Annotated in this window: 10 protein-coding genes, 20 tRNA genes, 1 riboswitch and 1 other annotated feature (1 of these 32 cut by a window edge); of the genes, 4 read left to right on the top strand and 26 right to left on the bottom strand. The window is 40.5% G+C overall.

Going from position 1 to position 15,388, the window contains the following annotated elements:
• Positions 1-169 (bottom strand) — a binding site (T-box leader); it reaches 38 nt to the left of the window's first position.
• Positions 170-238: 69 nt separating this feature from the next.
• Entirely contained in the window at positions 239-2,257 is a 2,019-nt protein-coding gene (locus OS138_RS10205) for a LysM peptidoglycan-binding domain-containing protein (RefSeq protein WP_002307949.1), read from the bottom strand.
• 369 nt (positions 2,258-2,626) lie between these two features.
• On the opposite strand from OS138_RS10205, the gene OS138_RS10200 reads away from it, so the two are divergent.
• Genes OS138_RS10200 through OS138_RS10190 form a run of 3 tightly spaced genes read left to right on the top strand, consistent with a single transcriptional unit; the run spans position 2,627 to position 4,805 of the window.
• Entirely contained in the window at positions 2,627-3,283 is a 657-nt protein-coding gene (locus OS138_RS10200; RefSeq protein WP_002297384.1) for a phosphatase PAP2 family protein, read from the top strand.
• Positions 3,283-4,239, top strand: a complete 957-nt coding sequence (locus tag OS138_RS10195; RefSeq protein WP_002285909.1) for a TIGR01212 family radical SAM protein — start codon at positions 3,283-3,285, stop codon at positions 4,237-4,239. Before OS138_RS10200 ends, OS138_RS10195 begins: the two co-directional genes overlap by 1 nt.
• A complete protein-coding gene (locus tag OS138_RS10190; protein WP_002285906.1) occupies positions 4,239-4,805 on the top strand; it encodes a class I SAM-dependent methyltransferase in 567 nt (188 codons plus the stop codon). Before OS138_RS10195 ends, OS138_RS10190 begins: the two co-directional genes overlap by 1 nt.
• 481 nt (positions 4,806-5,286) lie before the next feature.
• Here the strand turns inward: OS138_RS10190 and OS138_RS10185 are convergent, their stop codons facing one another.
• On the bottom strand, positions 5,287-7,056 hold the full coding sequence (locus OS138_RS10185; RefSeq protein ID WP_002318388.1) for an ABC transporter ATP-binding protein: 1,770 nt from the start codon (positions 7,054-7,056) through the stop codon (positions 5,287-5,289).
• Positions 7,057-7,058: 2 nt separating this feature from the next.
• Positions 7,059-8,771 (bottom strand): ABC transporter ATP-binding protein, encoded by a 1,713-nt coding sequence (locus OS138_RS10180; protein WP_325070078.1) that lies wholly within the window; start codon positions 8,769-8,771, stop codon positions 7,059-7,061.
• A 114-nt stretch (positions 8,772-8,885) separates the two neighbouring features.
• Here OS138_RS10180 and OS138_RS10175 point away from each other — a divergent pair, with 114 nt between their 5' ends.
• Positions 8,886-9,554, top strand: a complete 669-nt coding sequence (locus OS138_RS10175; RefSeq protein WP_325070077.1) for a TetR/AcrR family transcriptional regulator C-terminal domain-containing protein — start codon at positions 8,886-8,888, stop codon at positions 9,552-9,554.
• 66 nt (positions 9,555-9,620) lie between these two features.
• On the opposite strand, the gene OS138_RS10170 is transcribed toward OS138_RS10175, so the two are convergent.
• From OS138_RS10170 to OS138_RS10060, 23 genes are all read right to left on the bottom strand, one after another.
• A complete protein-coding gene (locus OS138_RS10170; protein ID WP_002299077.1) occupies positions 9,621-10,409 on the bottom strand; it encodes an alpha/beta hydrolase in 789 nt (262 codons plus the stop codon).
• 82 nt (positions 10,410-10,491) lie between these two features.
• Entirely contained in the window at positions 10,492-11,964 is a 1,473-nt protein-coding gene (locus tag OS138_RS10165) for an MDR family MFS transporter (protein WP_002318392.1), read from the bottom strand.
• Between the two features lie 129 nt (positions 11,965-12,093).
• Positions 12,094-13,287 (bottom strand): methionine adenosyltransferase, encoded by a 1,194-nt coding sequence (metK, locus tag OS138_RS10160; RefSeq protein ID WP_002289731.1) that lies wholly within the window; start codon positions 13,285-13,287, stop codon positions 12,094-12,096.
• A riboswitch (SMK box riboswitch) is annotated at positions 13,285-13,364 on the bottom strand. Its footprint overlaps the gene before it by 3 nt.
• Before the next feature lie 188 nt (positions 13,365-13,552).
• Positions 13,553-13,624: transfer RNA gene (locus tag OS138_RS10155), tRNA-Glu, on the bottom strand.
• A gap of 11 nt (positions 13,625-13,635) precedes the next feature.
• Positions 13,636-13,709: transfer RNA gene (locus OS138_RS10150), tRNA-Ile, on the bottom strand.
• A gap of 12 nt (positions 13,710-13,721) precedes the next feature.
• A tRNA-Gly gene (locus OS138_RS10145) sits at positions 13,722-13,792 on the bottom strand.
• A gap of 4 nt (positions 13,793-13,796) precedes the next feature.
• Positions 13,797-13,869: transfer RNA gene (locus OS138_RS10140), tRNA-Phe, on the bottom strand.
• Positions 13,870-13,872: 3 nt separating this feature from the next.
• Positions 13,873-13,945: transfer RNA gene (locus OS138_RS10135), tRNA-Asp, on the bottom strand.
• Positions 13,946-13,963: 18 nt separating this feature from the next.
• Positions 13,964-14,037: transfer RNA gene (locus OS138_RS10130), tRNA-Met, on the bottom strand.
• Positions 14,038-14,049: 12 nt separating this feature from the next.
• Positions 14,050-14,139: transfer RNA gene (locus tag OS138_RS10125), tRNA-Ser, on the bottom strand.
• 22 nt (positions 14,140-14,161) lie between these two features.
• Positions 14,162-14,233, bottom strand: a tRNA-Glu gene (locus OS138_RS10120).
• A 21-nt stretch (positions 14,234-14,254) separates the two neighbouring features.
• Positions 14,255-14,342 (bottom strand) — tRNA-Ser (locus tag OS138_RS10115).
• A gap of 24 nt (positions 14,343-14,366) precedes the next feature.
• Positions 14,367-14,440, bottom strand: a tRNA-Ile gene (locus tag OS138_RS10110).
• Positions 14,441-14,452: 12 nt separating this feature from the next.
• Positions 14,453-14,523, bottom strand: a tRNA-Gly gene (locus OS138_RS10105).
• Between the two features lies 1 nt (position 14,524).
• Positions 14,525-14,600: transfer RNA gene (locus tag OS138_RS10100), tRNA-Asp, on the bottom strand.
• An 18-nt stretch (positions 14,601-14,618) separates the two neighbouring features.
• Positions 14,619-14,692 (bottom strand) — tRNA-Met (locus OS138_RS10095).
• Positions 14,693-14,704: 12 nt separating this feature from the next.
• Positions 14,705-14,794: transfer RNA gene (locus tag OS138_RS10090), tRNA-Ser, on the bottom strand.
• Between the two features lie 23 nt (positions 14,795-14,817).
• Positions 14,818-14,891: transfer RNA gene (locus tag OS138_RS10085), tRNA-Ile, on the bottom strand.
• 13 nt (positions 14,892-14,904) lie between these two features.
• Positions 14,905-14,978 (bottom strand) — tRNA-Met (locus OS138_RS10080).
• 27 nt (positions 14,979-15,005) lie between these two features.
• Positions 15,006-15,078 (bottom strand) — tRNA-Ala (locus tag OS138_RS10075).
• Between the two features lie 19 nt (positions 15,079-15,097).
• Positions 15,098-15,171: transfer RNA gene (locus tag OS138_RS10070), tRNA-Pro, on the bottom strand.
• Between the two features lie 9 nt (positions 15,172-15,180).
• A tRNA-Arg gene (locus OS138_RS10065) sits at positions 15,181-15,254 on the bottom strand.
• Positions 15,255-15,264: 10 nt separating this feature from the next.
• Positions 15,265-15,350 (bottom strand) — tRNA-Leu (locus OS138_RS10060).
• Between the last annotated feature and the right edge of the window lie 38 nt (positions 15,351-15,388).

The raw sequence follows: 15,388 nt of genomic DNA, 5'->3' as shown, positions 1-15,388 counted from the left end.
CTTAGTGAAAAGGCCTCGAACGTTGTAACGGCCGTCACCGCCGCTTGCTTACTCGGGTATTCAGCAAGGGCAACTCAAAGGCGAGTTCAAAAGCATCCGTGCACATTCTCACCAGCCATGCGCTCTCTGAAACTTCAGTCTTTTTACTACTTCCTTTTCAAGTGTTGTCATATTTAAGTAGCCTTATAGTAACAAATATTTTTGTGGAATTCAATCGTTATTTCTTCGAACAGCTATTTTATTTAGCTACAATCAATGTTTGCCCTGGATAAATAAAGTTGTTCTTAATATTGTTCCATTCGATTAGTTGAGCCATTGTAATTCCATGACTGTCAGCAACACTCCAAACAGATTCTCCAGATTTCACAGTATAGGTTTTCGAACCAGTAACTGATTGTTGGTTTGTTGATTGAGATGAACCTTTCTTCACAATCACTTGCTGTCCTGGATAGATGAAATTATTTTTGATATTATTCCATTCGATTAACTGATCCATCGTGATATGATGTTTGTTCGCTACGCTCCAAACTGACTCGCCCGCTTTCACGGTATACATCGTATTACCAGTGGATGATGTACTTGTCGTAGCAGACGTATTCGGTGTATTTGGTTTCGCTGCAGAAGTAGTTGAACCTGTATTTGTATTTGCCGAAGTTCCACCTTTAACGATCAATTGCTGTCCTGGATAAATGAAGTTGTTTTTGATATTATTCCATTCGATTAACTGATCCATCGTGATGCCGTTTTTATTTGCCACGCTCCAAACAGATTCACCTGCTTTCACGGTATAAGTGCCTTGAGACGAACTGCTGCCAGTATTAACTGAACTGCTGTTATTTGTATTGGTTGACGAACCTGTATTACCTGACGTGCTGTTTGTTGATCCACTGTTTGAAACAGTCAGTTGTTGTCCTGGGTAGATAAAGTTATTTTGGATATTGTTCCATTGGATTAGTTGAGCCATCGTAATTCCGTATTTATTTGAGACGCTCCAAACAGAGTCTCCGGCTTTAACTGTATATTTCGTTCCTGAAGCTGTATTAGAAGAACTTGAGCTGGACGAACTAGAACCACTTGTATTCCCAGTATTTGAGCCAGTATTTGCTCCAGCATTAGAAGAACCGCCATTTGATACGATTAGCTGTTGTCCTGGATAAACGAAATTGTTCTTGATATTGTTCCATTCAATCAATTGAGCCATCGTAATTCCGTGATCATTTGAGATCTTCCAAACAGAATCACCAGATTGAACAGTGTATTTCGCACCAGTTGTTTGTCCTCCGTTTGATGTACCAGCATTTCCTGAAGAATTGGTATTGTTACCGGAATTATTCGTCGAAGAGCCATTTTCCTGGCTACCTTTGATTGTCAGTTTTTGTCCTGGATAAATGAAATTGTTTTGGATGTTGTTCCATTGGATCAATTGATCCATTGTGATACCGAATTTATTTGAGATTCCCCAAACAGAATCACCAGATTGGACAGTATAAGTGGTCGAAGTTGCTGAACCTGAGTTTGTATTACCAGAATTGCTTGAACCGCCAGTACTACCTGTACTTCCAGTATTATTGCCACCTGTAGTCGCTCCACCGCCTGCGTTTCCGCTAGCTGGTGTATCATATTGGGTCAATCCGTAAGTTGCGATGATATTATTTAATTTGCCTGCGTAACCAGGATCAGTCGCATAACGCCCTGTCAAACAAGCTGTCGCATCTGTATAGGATTTCGTGTTGCTCTTCCAAGTACCGGCATAGTAATAACCGTTGCCAAATGAAGTATTTCTAAGTACATAGGCATTGTCATTGAAAGATTCAGCAAAAGAAGGATATTGTCGGAAAGGCTCCTTTTTATTTACCCATTGATTATTTAAAAATTCAAGCGTATCCATGTAGACGGTTTGTCCTTGATAGCTGCCTTTTATCCCAAAAAGATTATAATAAGGTGCTTGAGATAACGCACTACTGCCCCAACCGCTTTCTACAACTGCTTGTGCGATCATCACTGATGCATATAGATCGTTGGCTTGAGCGATTGGTTGAGCATAAGTAGCAATTTCTGTGATAAATGCCGCTGTATTGATTCTTGCGCCGAACTGAACAGGTGTTTCATCCGCTTGAACAGGAACCGGCTGTACTAATGGGGCAGCGACAGAACAGCCTACCATCGCAGTTCCCACGATTGCTGCCCCTCGTTTTGCTTTTCGAAAACGTTTGGTCTGTTCTAAACGTCTCCGTTCTTTTCTTGCAATGTTTTCCATCTTCTATCCTCCAACTTCAATTTATCTATTATTAATAATTATAACTTCTCTTAATATTTATTAAAAGTTATTTAAGAGCTTTGTTGTTTTTTGTAATCATATTGTAATTTACCGTAATGAACAACTTCTGTTCATTTTCAAGTTCTTCCTACGTCTACGTTCTTGTTTAAAAGGATTTCGAAAAACACTGATTTTATTTCCCTAACATTTCATTTGCATTACCAAAAAATGTCTTTCCGATTACAGTTATTTTTTTTATAAGAATATTGGTTATTCAAAGAGGAATCATACATTGGTTTTATCTCTTTACCGTTTTTTTCGCTGGACCAAAAATGCTATAATAAGTCATTGCTTCAAAGGAGGAATTGTATGAAATATAAAACATCATTTCAGGTGGCTGGTAGCTTCTTTCTTGTCCTGTTTTTCATTTTGGGCTGGATCGTAAAGTTCCATCTGTCGTGGCTTTCTGGTTTCGATCAGTGGTTTACAGGCATTGTCAGAGCTTCTTATCCTGATCTGAACAGCTACCAACTCTTTATGACTAAATTCGGTAATCCTCTTACCGTCATCATTTTATTTGCTTGTGCGGCTTTATGGATGTGGTATAAGAAAAAAAGGGCAGAAACATTTTGGTTCGTTTCTGGATTTATTGTAATTGCTGGAATCATCAACCCGGTGATCAAACTATTTTTCATGCGAGAGCGTCCTTCATTGGCGCACTTAGTAGTTGAAACAAGTTACAGTTTCCCTAGTGGACATGCAGCAGGCAGTATGATTCTTTACGGTTCTTTACTATTTCTGCTTCCAGCTTTTGTTCAAAAAAGAACCTTACGCACATTGCTTCAATTGCTGATGGTGTTTATTATAGTAAGTGTCGGGATAAGCCGCATTTATCTGGGCGTTCATTTTCCTACTGATATCATCGGCGGCTACTTACTCAGTCTTTCTTGGCTGTGCCTGACTTATCCAGTGTATAGAGAAAAAAGAAAACAAATAGATAACTCTTACAGAAAGAAGGACTTTTAATGACTTTTCCTTATTCAGAAGGAAATAAAAGATATCATTCTTGGAATTATGCTTTACGAAATGAGTTTGGCGGGAAAATTTTCAAGGTGCCTATCGATGGAGGGTTCGACTGCCCGAATCGAGATGGGACTGTTGCCCATGGCGGATGTACTTTTTGCAGTGTATCTGGTTCGGGTGACATGATCGTTGCACCTGAAGACCCTCTTCCAATCCAATTCCAGAAAGAAATCGACATGATGCATCAAAAATGGCCTCATGTCCAACAATACATCGTTTATTTCCAAAATTTTACAAACACCCATGCGCCAGTTGAAATAATCAAAGAACGATTTGAGCAAGTAGTCAATTTACCAGGTGTCGTAGGATTATCAGTCGGTACACGACCGGATTGTCTGCCAGATGAAGTAGTTGATTACCTTGCTGAACTGAACGAGCGGATGTATTTATGGGTAGAACTTGGATTGCAAACAACTTTTGAAGAAACTTCAAAACTGATCAACCGAGCACATGATTATCAAACTTATTTAGATGGCGTGGCTAAATTACGCAAACATAATATCCGTGTTTGTACGCATTTGATCAACGGATTACCAGGCGAAAGTTTAGAAATGATGAAAGAAAATGTCAGACGCACCATTTTAGATTCAGATATCCAAGGAATCAAGCTCCATTTGATGCATCTGATGCGCAAAACGAGAATGTTGCGGGACTATCATGAAGGTCGCCTTCAATTAATGAGCCGTCCTGACTATGTCAATGTCATTTGCGACCAGCTGGAAATGATACCAAAAGAGATCATCATCCATCGTTTGACAGGGGATGCGCCGTGGGATTCCTTGATTGGACCAATGTGGAGCTTGAAAAAATGGGAAGTCTTGAATGCAATTGATGAAGAACTTCTTCGCAGAGATAGCTTCCAAGGAAAATATGATGTACGGAAAAAGGTGAGCGTCTGATGTTGCAAACTGCTTTGCATTTCAGCCATACATTACTGCAAGAAATCTTGCAACCAGGGGATCACGTCGTAGATGCAACGATGGGCAATGGCCACGATACGGTTTTTCTAGCAGAACACATCGGAAAAACCGGTCATGTCTATAGTTTCGATATCCAGCAACAAGCAATCGATGCTACTCGTGAAAGGCTAGAACAGCGTCAGTTAGAAGAACGTGTCTCATTGTTTCTACAAGGCCACGAAACGTTAGGAGAAGTGATAGCTGAACAACAAAATCTCAAAGCAGGGATTTTCAATCTAGGGTATCTCCCAAAAAGTGATAAAGCAATCATCACTATGCCAGAGACTACGCGCACAGCTATGGAAGAAATATTGAAACGACTTGTGCCTCGCGGACGATTGATCCTTGTCGTCTACTATGGTCATGAAGGTGGAGAAAAAGAACTGGATATGGTTGATTCTTTTTGTTCCAAACTGCCACAGGAAACATATAATGTGCTGAATTATCGGTTTATCAACCAAAAGAACCAGCCACCTATTTTATATTGTATCGAGAAAAAAAGATAAATAAAAAGAAGTTGTGACAGAAGTGGTCAGCTTCAAGAAATAAGTCGAAATTTACAAAAATTGCTTCTCAAATTTTTGTGGAATTTCGGCTTACTTTTTGAATAAACTTCTTCTGGAGCACCGTTTATTCGGAAAAAGGGACTGTGACAATGTACTGACCCCCAAAAGTTAGACCAAAAATCTAACTTTTGGGGGTCACTACACAAAAACTGTGTCACAGTCCCTTTTTTCATGACTTCTGATAAATAGTGTTCAATCAACTAACCTTCGGTATTCGCTCAAAAAAAGGTAAAATATGAAAAACTATTTTCCGTTTTTTCTCTAATACTCAGGTTAAGGCGTTGATTTCACGACCTCTTTATTCACGGTGCTCAAAAGCTTATATCTGCGGTAATAAGTCCAACCAAATCAAAAACATGAGAAGCTGTTTTTGATTGGCTGTTCTTATTACTTGATGCAGGACAGCTTTTTCACAACCTCTTTATTCAAATACAAATTGATTATGATAAAGTTCCGCATAAAATCCATTTTCTGCTAATAACTCGTGATGACTGCCTTCTTCAATGACTTCCCCATCACGCAAGACAACGATTCTATCTGCATTCAAGATTGTTTTCAGCCGGTGAGCAATCACAAAGCTGGTTCTTCCTTTGATTGCTTCATCCATTGCTTTTTGGATTCTTGCTTCTGTTACCGTGTCTACATTACTTGTTGCTTCATCCAAAATCAATAAAGATGGATTTGTGATGATCGTTCGAGCAATACTGATCAACTGCTTTTGACCTGTACTGAATAAGTTATTTTCTTCGGATATCTCTGTATCATATCCTTTTTCTAACGTCATGATGAAGTCATGAATATTCGCTTGTTTTGCTGCATTGATGACTTCTTCATCTGAAGCGTCCGGTTTGCCGAATGTGATATTGTCTTTGATCGTTCCGGAGAACAATACGGATTCTTGCAAAACGATTCCTACATGTCTACGTAATGCATCAAGATCATAATCTCGGATATCTATTCCATCGATGACTACTGAACCATCATTGACATCGTAAAAACGGTTCAGCAGATTCATGATCGTCGTTTTCCCCGATCCTGTTGGACCAACAAGAGCAACCATTTCTCCTTTGTCCACATTGATCGAGACATCTTTCAAGACTAGTTTTTCTGGAGAATAACCAAAATCTACGTGCTGCAACGCAAGACCTTTTTCAACACCATCAAATGCTTTACCGTTTTCTGGTTTGACTTCATCTTTTTCATCAAACATTTCATTCAATCGTCTTGCCCCTGTAATCGCTAATTGGATCATGCTGTATCCAGATGAAATCTGCATCAGTGGTTGGTAATATTGTTGTGAATACTGGACGAATGTCACAACTAAGCCTAATGCCACCGAACGTTCCAAATCACCATTTAATGCTAACCAGCCGCCGAAAAAGATAACTATCGCTGTATTGACCAGTGACATTCCTTGCATCATCGGAAATAGTAGACCAGAATAAGCTTGTCCTTTGAAGGTTGCTTCGCGAACACTTTGATTATGCTCTAAGAATCCTTCAATCGTTTCTTCTTGTAAGCCATTTGTGATGATGACACGTTGTCCGCTGATTTTTTCATCCATATAACCATTTAGTTTCCCTACTTCATCTTGCTGAAGATCCACATATTTCCGTGCTTTGCGGATAATCAAGACAGCTATCAAAACGGCTACTGGAGTGGAAGCAATTGTAGCCCAAGCTAACTCTACATTTTGGCGGAACATCATGATCAAGATCCCGACAAGTAAAACAGCATTCGTGATGACTTGAAGCAAAGCTTGGTTCAAACTATTTTGAATATTATCTAAGTCACTGGTAAAACGACTTAAAATTTCACCGTCTTGATGAGAATCAAAGAAACGGATCGTCAATTTTTCCAATTTGTTGAATAGACCGATACGCATTCGGTTCGTTGACTTCCCTACTACTTGTGTGAACAAAATACTATAGATAAAGTTGGCTGCACTAGCTAGTACATAAAACAGCAAGAGTTTCCATATTACAGAAACAAATTTGCTTTTATCGTCTACGCCTTGCATCAAGCCTCCTACGTAATTAGCTAATTCTTGAAAAGCTTCCCCGATGTATTGAGGTGCCTTTACTTGTAGATAGGTAGCAATGATCACTGTGATAAAGATAAAGAAAAAGGAGAGTTTGTACCGCTTCAAATAGTGATAGAAAAATTTACTTGCTTTTATTAGATCAGTCATACTTACTCCTCCGTTCCTTTTTGAGTTTCAAAGATTTCCTGATAGACACGGTTTCCAGCTACCAATTCCTCATGGGTTCCTTCGCCGACTAATCTGCCTTCATCCAATACTAAGATGCGGTCTGCTTTGACAACAGAAGCAATTTTTTGTGCGATGACGATCGTCGTTGTTCCCTTCAAATCTCGATCGAGTGCTTCTCGGACCAGCTTTTCAGAGCGAGCATCCAATGCACTCGTACTGTCATCTAAGATCAAGATCTTTGGATTACCGATAACGCCACGAGTAATGGATAAACGTTGCTTTTGACCACCAGAAAAGTTACTGCTACGTTCTTCTACTGGTGCTTCGTAACGATCAGATAACTTTTCGATGAATTCTTTTGCTTGAGCAATAGAAGAAGCATGTTCCATCTCTTTTTCTGTTGCATCCTTTTTCCCTTGACGCAAGTTTTGAGCAATCGTTCCTGAGAATAAAATTGCTTTTTGCAAAACAAAGGAAACCGTTTGTCTTAAACTCTTTTCATTTACTTGACGAAGATCTACACCACCTACTTCAACTTTGCCTTCTGTCGGATCAAATAGACGAGGGATCAATTGTGCTAGTGTTGATTTCCCGGCACCAGTCGCCCCGACAATACCAACCATTTCTCCAGGTTTAATAGAAAAACTGATATCTTTAAGCGTATCTGTATCTTCACCAGGATAACGGAAAGAAACATGTTCAAAAGTAACAGAACCTGTCAACTCTTGTTCTGGAACGTCTAAATAAGTAAGATCTGGTTCAGCATCTAAAATTTCCGTGATCCGCTTCAGCGATACCGCTGCTCTTGAAGTCATCATCATCATCATTCCGCCAATAATGATCGCCATCATAATCTGCATCAAGTAGTTCATGAATGAAGCAATTCCACCAATTAACGTAGGATCATCTTTAACAAGATCGCTCACAAAAAAGATCGCCCCAACCACAGCCAAATTGGCAGCCAGCATGAAGGACGGGATCATCACAGAAAATAATGTACCGACTATGATGTTGTGTTTTGTTAAGTCCTCACTTACTTTGCTGAATGACTTCAATTGGTTTTCTTCTTGTACAAAAGATTTCACTACACGAATCCCTAGTAAGTTTTCTTTTGCAATGCTATTCACACGATCAATCAGTTTTTGAATGATCATGAAGTGCTTGCCCATCCTTGTAAATGAAAGTGCCGTAATCAGAAATACCGTAACGATAAGCGCTACGATGATCCACCATAATTGCGGCATCGTGATCATAGCTAAAATGAAGGCACCAATAAATAAGAATGGAATTCGAAAAAGTGATTGCAAAGAAATCATCACTAAATTTTGGATTTGCGTGATATCATTTGTTAGACGAACAACAAGATTTCCAGCAGAGAACTGTTCGATATTTCCAAATGAAAATGTCTGGATCTTTCGAAATGCTTCTTCTCGGATATCTGCACTTACGCCTTGAGCTACTTTTGCAGAGAAAATCGTGTTCGTTACACCTGCGGCTAATCCTAGCAAAGCCAGACTGATCAGGTAAATACCAATTGTTTTCATTTCATCATTATCTTCTGTAATAATAGCTTCCAATACTTGCTGTAGTAACTTAGGTTGCCATAATGCTGCTGCAACCATGACTGCTACGGACAGCAAGGAAATAAAAACAGCTACTTTATATTTTTTCGCATGTCGTAAGATTAATTTCATTCGTTGATTACACCCCTTTGTTTAAATTGACAGGACTAATTTAACACTGTAAAATTAGACCGACTAACAATTTACCATGTTTAAAAAGATAATGCAATACACGAGGTTGATAAAATGGAAATAAAGCTTTCTCAAGCAATCATCATTCAGGCCGCCTTTGATATCCTGTCTGAAACACAAGCTCTTTCGCAGCTTTCCATGCGAAACATCGCAAACAGAATTCATGTTCAAGCACCTGCTTTATATTGGTATTTCAAAAACAAACAACAGCTCTTGCAAAAAATGGCTGAAACAATGGAAGAAGAATTAGCGCTTCCAGATCCAACTTTGCCTTGGAATGAACAGTTGCTGCAGTATATGGAAAATTACTATGACCTTTACACACGTTTCCCTTGTGGGGCAGAATTAGAAATCAATACTGTGCCCGCTTTTCCGAGTCGATTAGAACATTTGGAACAAATGATCCAATTACTTGTTCGTGAAGGATTTTCAGTCACCCAAAGTCATCAGGCCATTGCCTCTCTCCACAATTTATTGATTGGACAGTTAATGGATCAGCAGCATGAACAGCAGCTTCGGCAAAAGATTATGGACGGAAATGAATTTTTGAAAGAAACAGTTCTATTTATGCGTAATTATGTAGTTGAAAATCAATTAGAGGGATTTAAAGAAAGTATGCAGTCCCATGCAGAATTGAATGAAAAAGCACTCTTTCTAACGAGTGCACAAACCTATATTGAAGGCTTATGCCAACAAAATAAAAGAAGAGAAAACGAGCAGTAAAAAAGCTCCTATAGAGATCACTATGTTTGTGATCTCTATAGGAGCTATCTTTTTAAGACTCTTTTTTTATTTTTCTTCCATTAGCCACGCCAATGCACGTTGAATCCATTGGTCCCAGAAGATCCAGTTATGATCGCCAGGTCCTTGTTCAAAGGTGACCGCCAAGCCTTGTTCCTGCATAGCAGATACCATTTCCTGATTTGCCTGATAAAGAAAATCAGATTCCCCACAAGCCATATAAAATCTTGGAACTGGTTTTCCGCTTTTTACTAGTTCTTTCAATAAGTATTGCGGATCATTTTTTGAACCTTCGATTTGATCTAATGGTCCAAAGATCCCTTCCCAAAAAGCTGCTTTACGAACCATCAAAAGATCATCCATTCGATTTCCTACAGAAACAGCGCCTGAAAGAGAGATTACTGCTGCGAAATTTTCTGATTTTGCAAGGCCTAGTTTTAACGCGCCATATCCGCCCATCGATAATCCAGCGGCATATGTTTTTTCTCTTTTTCTTGTTAATTGCGGGAATAATTCATGACAAATCTCAGGTAGCTCTTCTGCAATGAATGTCCAATACTTCATGTCATAAACTGTATCTGTGTACCAGCCAAGATCAGTAGATGGCATGATGACAGCTAATCCGTAGTCTGCTACATAACGTTCAATCGACGTACGTCTTTCCCATACACTATGATTGCCACCCATTCCATGAAGTAAATATAAAACAGGTATATCCGTTGTCTCTTGCTCTGAACTGGTGCCAATCACCTTTTTTGTTGTTTGCGGTAGTATCACATTTAGATTGACTTCCATTTCTAACACATTCGAATAAATATTTGCTTGAATAAATGCCATATTTTCGCCTTCCTTAGTAAGAAGTTATTTTTGAATAACTTTAAATTTGAATGATTCGGCTACGTACATATCTTAACCGAAACTACTGTTTTATTTTACCACTTTTTTCATGAACGAAAAGCGTTAAGACCAAAGCAATGATCACGAGTAACAAGCCAACTAGATAAACGGAATGTAACCCATCATAAAGAATTTTTCTTAATGGTAACAAAATATCCGCATCAATATATTTAGCCGTTTGTGGATTCACCAGTTTATTCATGATATCTGCATCATTTGTTAAATTTGCTGCTGCAAGTTCTCGTTTAGTTACCCCATTTATCAATAAACCAAAAATAGAAACCATGACTGTTTGACCAATTGTTCGAACTAACGTATTAAAAGAAGTTGCTACACCAAGCTGGTCACGAGATACACTATTTTGTGCACTGACAGTCGAGGTAGTCATGGTCACACCTAAGCCTATACCGATGACCGTTGATATAGCAAAAAACCATAAATAGTTACTTCTGAAAGGCATAAGATACAACCAAGCGCCCCCAATAGCTGCGATTAGTAGTCCAATTCTCAAGACCCAATGAGTTTTCATTTGAGTCATCCACTTGCTTGCAAGGAAAGAACCGACCATCCAGACTAGTGATAATGGTGCTAATACCAACCCACCAATTGCTGCATTCAGTCCTAATACACCTTGCATCCACATAGGGATATAAACATCGATTCCCATCAAAAAACCACTAGCCAATGCTGCAGCCAAGTTTACCACAACAAATAGTGGATTTTTGAATAAATGCATCATGATGACAGGATCTTTAGCTCTTTTTTCAGCAAAAATAAAAACACCCAACAGTACGATACTGCCTAGCAACAAAGCAGAAACAAGCGGACTCATTCCCTCGTCTCCTAATAATTGGAACCCTAACAGCAATGAGACCAGCATAGCCATCAAACTAAAACTACCAAAAATATCCATTGGTTTAGACTCATGTATGATTTTTGGTTCATTTAAATATAGCCAAATCAAAATAATTAATAGAATACCGATCGGCACATTGATAAAAAAGATCCAGTGCCAGCTGATCGTTTCAACGATGAATCCTCCCGCAAGCGGTCCAAAAACACTGGCAATCCCCCAGGCTGAACTATTCAAACCTAAAACTTTTGCTCGCTTTTCAATAGAATAAAGATCGCCGATGATCGTCAAAGCTACTGGCATCATTGCCCCAGCCCCCATCCCTTGAATCGCACGAGCAGCAATCAACCCAATCATGCTTTGAGATAAACCGCAAAATAACGAACCGATAATAAACAATAATGTCCCAAAAATAAAGATTGGTTTCCGTCCCACTTTATCCGCAAGTTTTCCGTAAATCGGAGTAAGCATAGCGTTTGTCAGCAAATAAATCGAAAATACCCAGTTCATGATTTCCATTCCATGTAATGAACCGACAATCGTTGGCATAGCGGTTGTTACGATTGTACCTTCAATAGCCGTCATGAATGTTGCAATGAAAATACTCACTGTGACTAAAGTAACATTTGTTTCTTTTTTCATCTTATTCCTCCCTTTCATTATGACAGGATCTAAAAATAGATAAATAATTACTATCTTTTTCAAGAGGTTAACTGCCATAAAAAAAGCTGGAACAACCACCACTTGGCGATCGTTCCAGCTGAATATAGCTTATTTTGCTAAACTTGCTTTCAACGCATCTACTTTGTCCGTATGTTCCCAAGGCAAATCTACATCTGTACGACCAAAATGACCGTAAGCAGCTGTTTGTTTGTAAATCGGACGACGCAAATCAAGCATCTCGATGATTCCTGCTGGCCGAAGATCGAAGTTTTCTCTCACTGCAGCAATCAGTTCTTCTTCCGGAACCGTTCCAGTACCGAAAGTATTGATTGAGATCGAAACAGGTTGAGCAACACCAATCGCATAAGCTAGCTGTACTTCTGCTTTGCGAGCAAGCCCTGCTGCAACAATGTTTTTAGCAATATAACGTGCAGCATAGCTGGCAGAACGGTCAACTTTTGTCGCATCTTTACCAGAAAAAGCACCGCCACCATGACGAGCATAACCGCCATACGTATCAACAATGATTTTTCTTCCTGTTAATCCGGCATCCCCTTGAGGACCACCAATGACAAATCGGCCAGTCGGATTGATATAATATTTCGTTTGATCATCTAATAATTCAGCTGGAATAACTTCCTTCACTACTTTTTCGATGACATCATGACGAATTGTTTCATTATCTACTGCATCATCATGCTGTGTTGAAATAACGATTGTATCTACGCGTTCCGGTTGTCCTTGATCATCATATTCAACCGTTACTTGAGATTTTGCATCTGGACGTAAATACGTTAATTCATTTGATTTACGCAAATCTGCCAAGCGGCGTACCAGACGATGACTCAAAGCGATTGGTAAAGGCATCAATTCTGGTGTTTCATCTACAGCAAACCCAAACATTAAACCTTGGTCACCAGCACCAATCTCATCTAATACGTCTTTTTTATCTTCATCCCGGATCTCAAGTGCTTCATCAACTCCTTGAGCAATATCAGGAGATTGTTCATCAATCGCAACCAATACAGCTGCTGTATCTCCATCAAATCCGAATTTTGCACGTGTATAACCAATTTCTTTTATTGTTTCCCGTACGACTTTTTGAATATCTACATATGCCGTCGTAGATATTTCTCCAAATACTAAAACAAGACCAGTTGTTACAGACGTTTCACACGCTACTCGTGCTGTTGGATCTTGTTTTAAAATTGCATCCAAGATTGCATCACTGATTTGGTCAGCAATTTTATCTGGATGTCCTTCAGAAACAGATTCTGATGTAAATAAGTGTCTTTCTACCATTATAATGATTCCCCCTAGTTAAATTCGGTTACAAGGCATCTCCGTCCTGCGGATCCTTTCGGGAACTTGCAACGAACCAAGTATAGCAGATAAAACAGTTTTCTGCTCGTATTTTTTCATTTTTTTGCTTAGAAAATATAAAAATATTTTACATTAGAATTGTCCAAAAAAGCTTAGCACAATCATCCATAAAGATAACTCTGCTAAGCTTTTTAAAATCATTCTTTCAGATAAAAAGAAAAAGATACTCAAAAAGTATCTTCCATGACCCGTACGGGATTCGAACCCGTGTTACCGCCGTGAAAGGGCGGTGTCTTAACCGCTTGACCAACGGGCCAATAAAATAAATGGGCCTAAATGGACTCGAACCATCGACCTCACGCTTATCAGGCGTGCGCTCTAACCAGCTGAGCTATAGGCCCATAAAAACTAAAAGCGGGTGACGAGAATCGAACTCGCGACAACAGCTTGGAAGGCTGTGGTTTTACCACTAAACTACACCCGCATAATGGCGCGGGACAGAATCGAACTGCCGACACATGGAGCTTCAATCCATTGCTCTACCAACTGAGCTACCGAGCCAAACGGTTCCGACGGGAATCGAACCCGCGATCTCCTGCGTGACAGGCAGGCATGTTAACCCCTACACCACGGAACCAGAGTTTTTAGTTTTTAATTGCGGGAGCAGGATTTGAACCTACGACCTTCGGGTTATGAGCCCGACGAGCTACCAGACTGCTCCATCCCGCGATAATATGAAAAAGGAGGATAAGGGATTCGAACCCTTGCACGGTTTTACCCGCCTGACGGTTTTCAAGACCGTTCCCTTCAGCCGGACTTGGGTAATCCTCCATGTAAAACTATATTAAATTAATGACCCGTACGGGATTCGAACCCGTGTTACCGCCGTGAAAGGGCGGTGTCTTAACCGCTTGACCAACGGGCCAGGTAAAACAAAATATTGAAACGGAGAAGGAGGGATTTGAACCCTCGCGCCGGTTTCCCGACCTACACCCTTAGCAGGGGCGCCTCTTCAGCCACTTGAGTACTTCCCCAAAACCAATAAGATTTTGTACTAATGGGCCTAAATGGACTCGAACCATCGACCTCACGCTTATCAGGCGTGCGCTCTAACCAGCTGAGCTATAGGCCCATAAAAACTAAAAGCGGGTGACGAGAATCGAACTCGCGACAACAGCTTGGAAGGCTGTGGTTTTACCACTAAACTACACCCGCATGGCGGTTCCGACGGGAATCGAACCCGCGATCTCCTGCGTGACAGGCAGGCATGTTAACCCCTACACCACGGAACCAGAGTTTTTAGTTTTTAATTGCGGGAGCAGGATTTGAACCTACGACCTTCGGGTTATGAGCCCGACGAGCTACCAGACTGCTCCATCCCGCGATAATATGAAAAAGGAGGATAAGGGATTCGAACCCTTGCACGGTTTTACCCGCCTGACGGTTTTCAAGACCGTTCCCTTCAGCCGGACTTGGGTAATCCTCCATATGAAACTTACAACGCCACAATGGACCTTGTAGGACTCGAACCTACGACCGGACGGTTATGAGCCGTCTGCTCTAACCAACTGAGCTAAAGGTCCAGGCTCTTAAAAATCGCGGCGGAGGGGATCGAACCCCCGACCTCCCGGGTATGAACCGGACGCTCTAGCCAGCTGAGCTACACCGCGAAAAAGATATTCATTATTTAAATGAAATGGAGCCTAGCGGGATCGAACCGCTGACCTCCTGCGTGCAAAGCAGGCGCTCTCCCAGCTGAGCTAAGGCCCCGTGTTTAAATTTATAATTATCGGGAAGACAGGATTCGAACCTGCGACCCCTTGGTCCCAAACCAAGTGCTCTACCAAGCTGAGCTACTTCCCGTTTAATTAACGCGCCCAAGAGGAGTCGAACCCCTAACCTTTTGATCCGTAGTCAAACACTCTATCCAGTTGAGCTATGGGCGCATATTTGAAATGCCGAGGACCGGAATCGAACCGGTACGGTGATCACTCACCGCAGGATTTTAAGTCCTGTGCGTCTGCCAGTTCCGCCACCCCGGCGCGATTGCTTTGGCAAAGCGGAAAACGGGGTTCGAACC

Source organism: Enterococcus sp. E5-37, assembly GCF_035726925.1.
GTDB lineage: Bacteria > Bacillota > Bacilli > Lactobacillales > Enterococcaceae > Enterococcus_B > Enterococcus_B faecium.
Note: the sequence above shows the minus strand (reverse complement) of the source record. Positions and strands in the feature narration are given on the sequence as shown.

Coding starts and splice junctions, on each gene's coding strand:
- OS138_RS10205 (WP_002307949.1), bottom strand. CDS start 2,257: ATGGAAAACATTGCAAGAAAAGAACGGAGACGTTTAGAACAGACCAAA.
- OS138_RS10200 (WP_002297384.1), top strand. CDS start 2,627: ATGAAATATAAAACATCATTTCAGGTGGCTGGTAGCTTCTTTCTTGTC.
- OS138_RS10195 (WP_002285909.1), top strand. CDS start 3,283: ATGACTTTTCCTTATTCAGAAGGAAATAAAAGATATCATTCTTGGAAT.
- OS138_RS10190 (WP_002285906.1), top strand. CDS start 4,239: ATGTTGCAAACTGCTTTGCATTTCAGCCATACATTACTGCAAGAAATC.
- OS138_RS10185 (WP_002318388.1), bottom strand. CDS start 7,056: ATGACTGATCTAATAAAAGCAAGTAAATTTTTCTATCACTATTTGAAG.
- OS138_RS10180 (WP_325070078.1), bottom strand. CDS start 8,771: ATGAAATTAATCTTACGACATGCGAAAAAATATAAAGTAGCTGTTTTT.
- OS138_RS10175 (WP_325070077.1), top strand. CDS start 8,886: ATGGAAATAAAGCTTTCTCAAGCAATCATCATTCAGGCCGCCTTTGAT.
- OS138_RS10170 (WP_002299077.1), bottom strand. CDS start 10,409: ATGGCATTTATTCAAGCAAATATTTATTCGAATGTGTTAGAAATGGAA.
- OS138_RS10165 (WP_002318392.1), bottom strand. CDS start 11,964: ATGAAAAAAGAAACAAATGTTACTTTAGTCACAGTGAGTATTTTCATT.
- metK (WP_002289731.1), bottom strand. CDS start 13,287: ATGGTAGAAAGACACTTATTTACATCAGAATCTGTTTCTGAAGGACAT.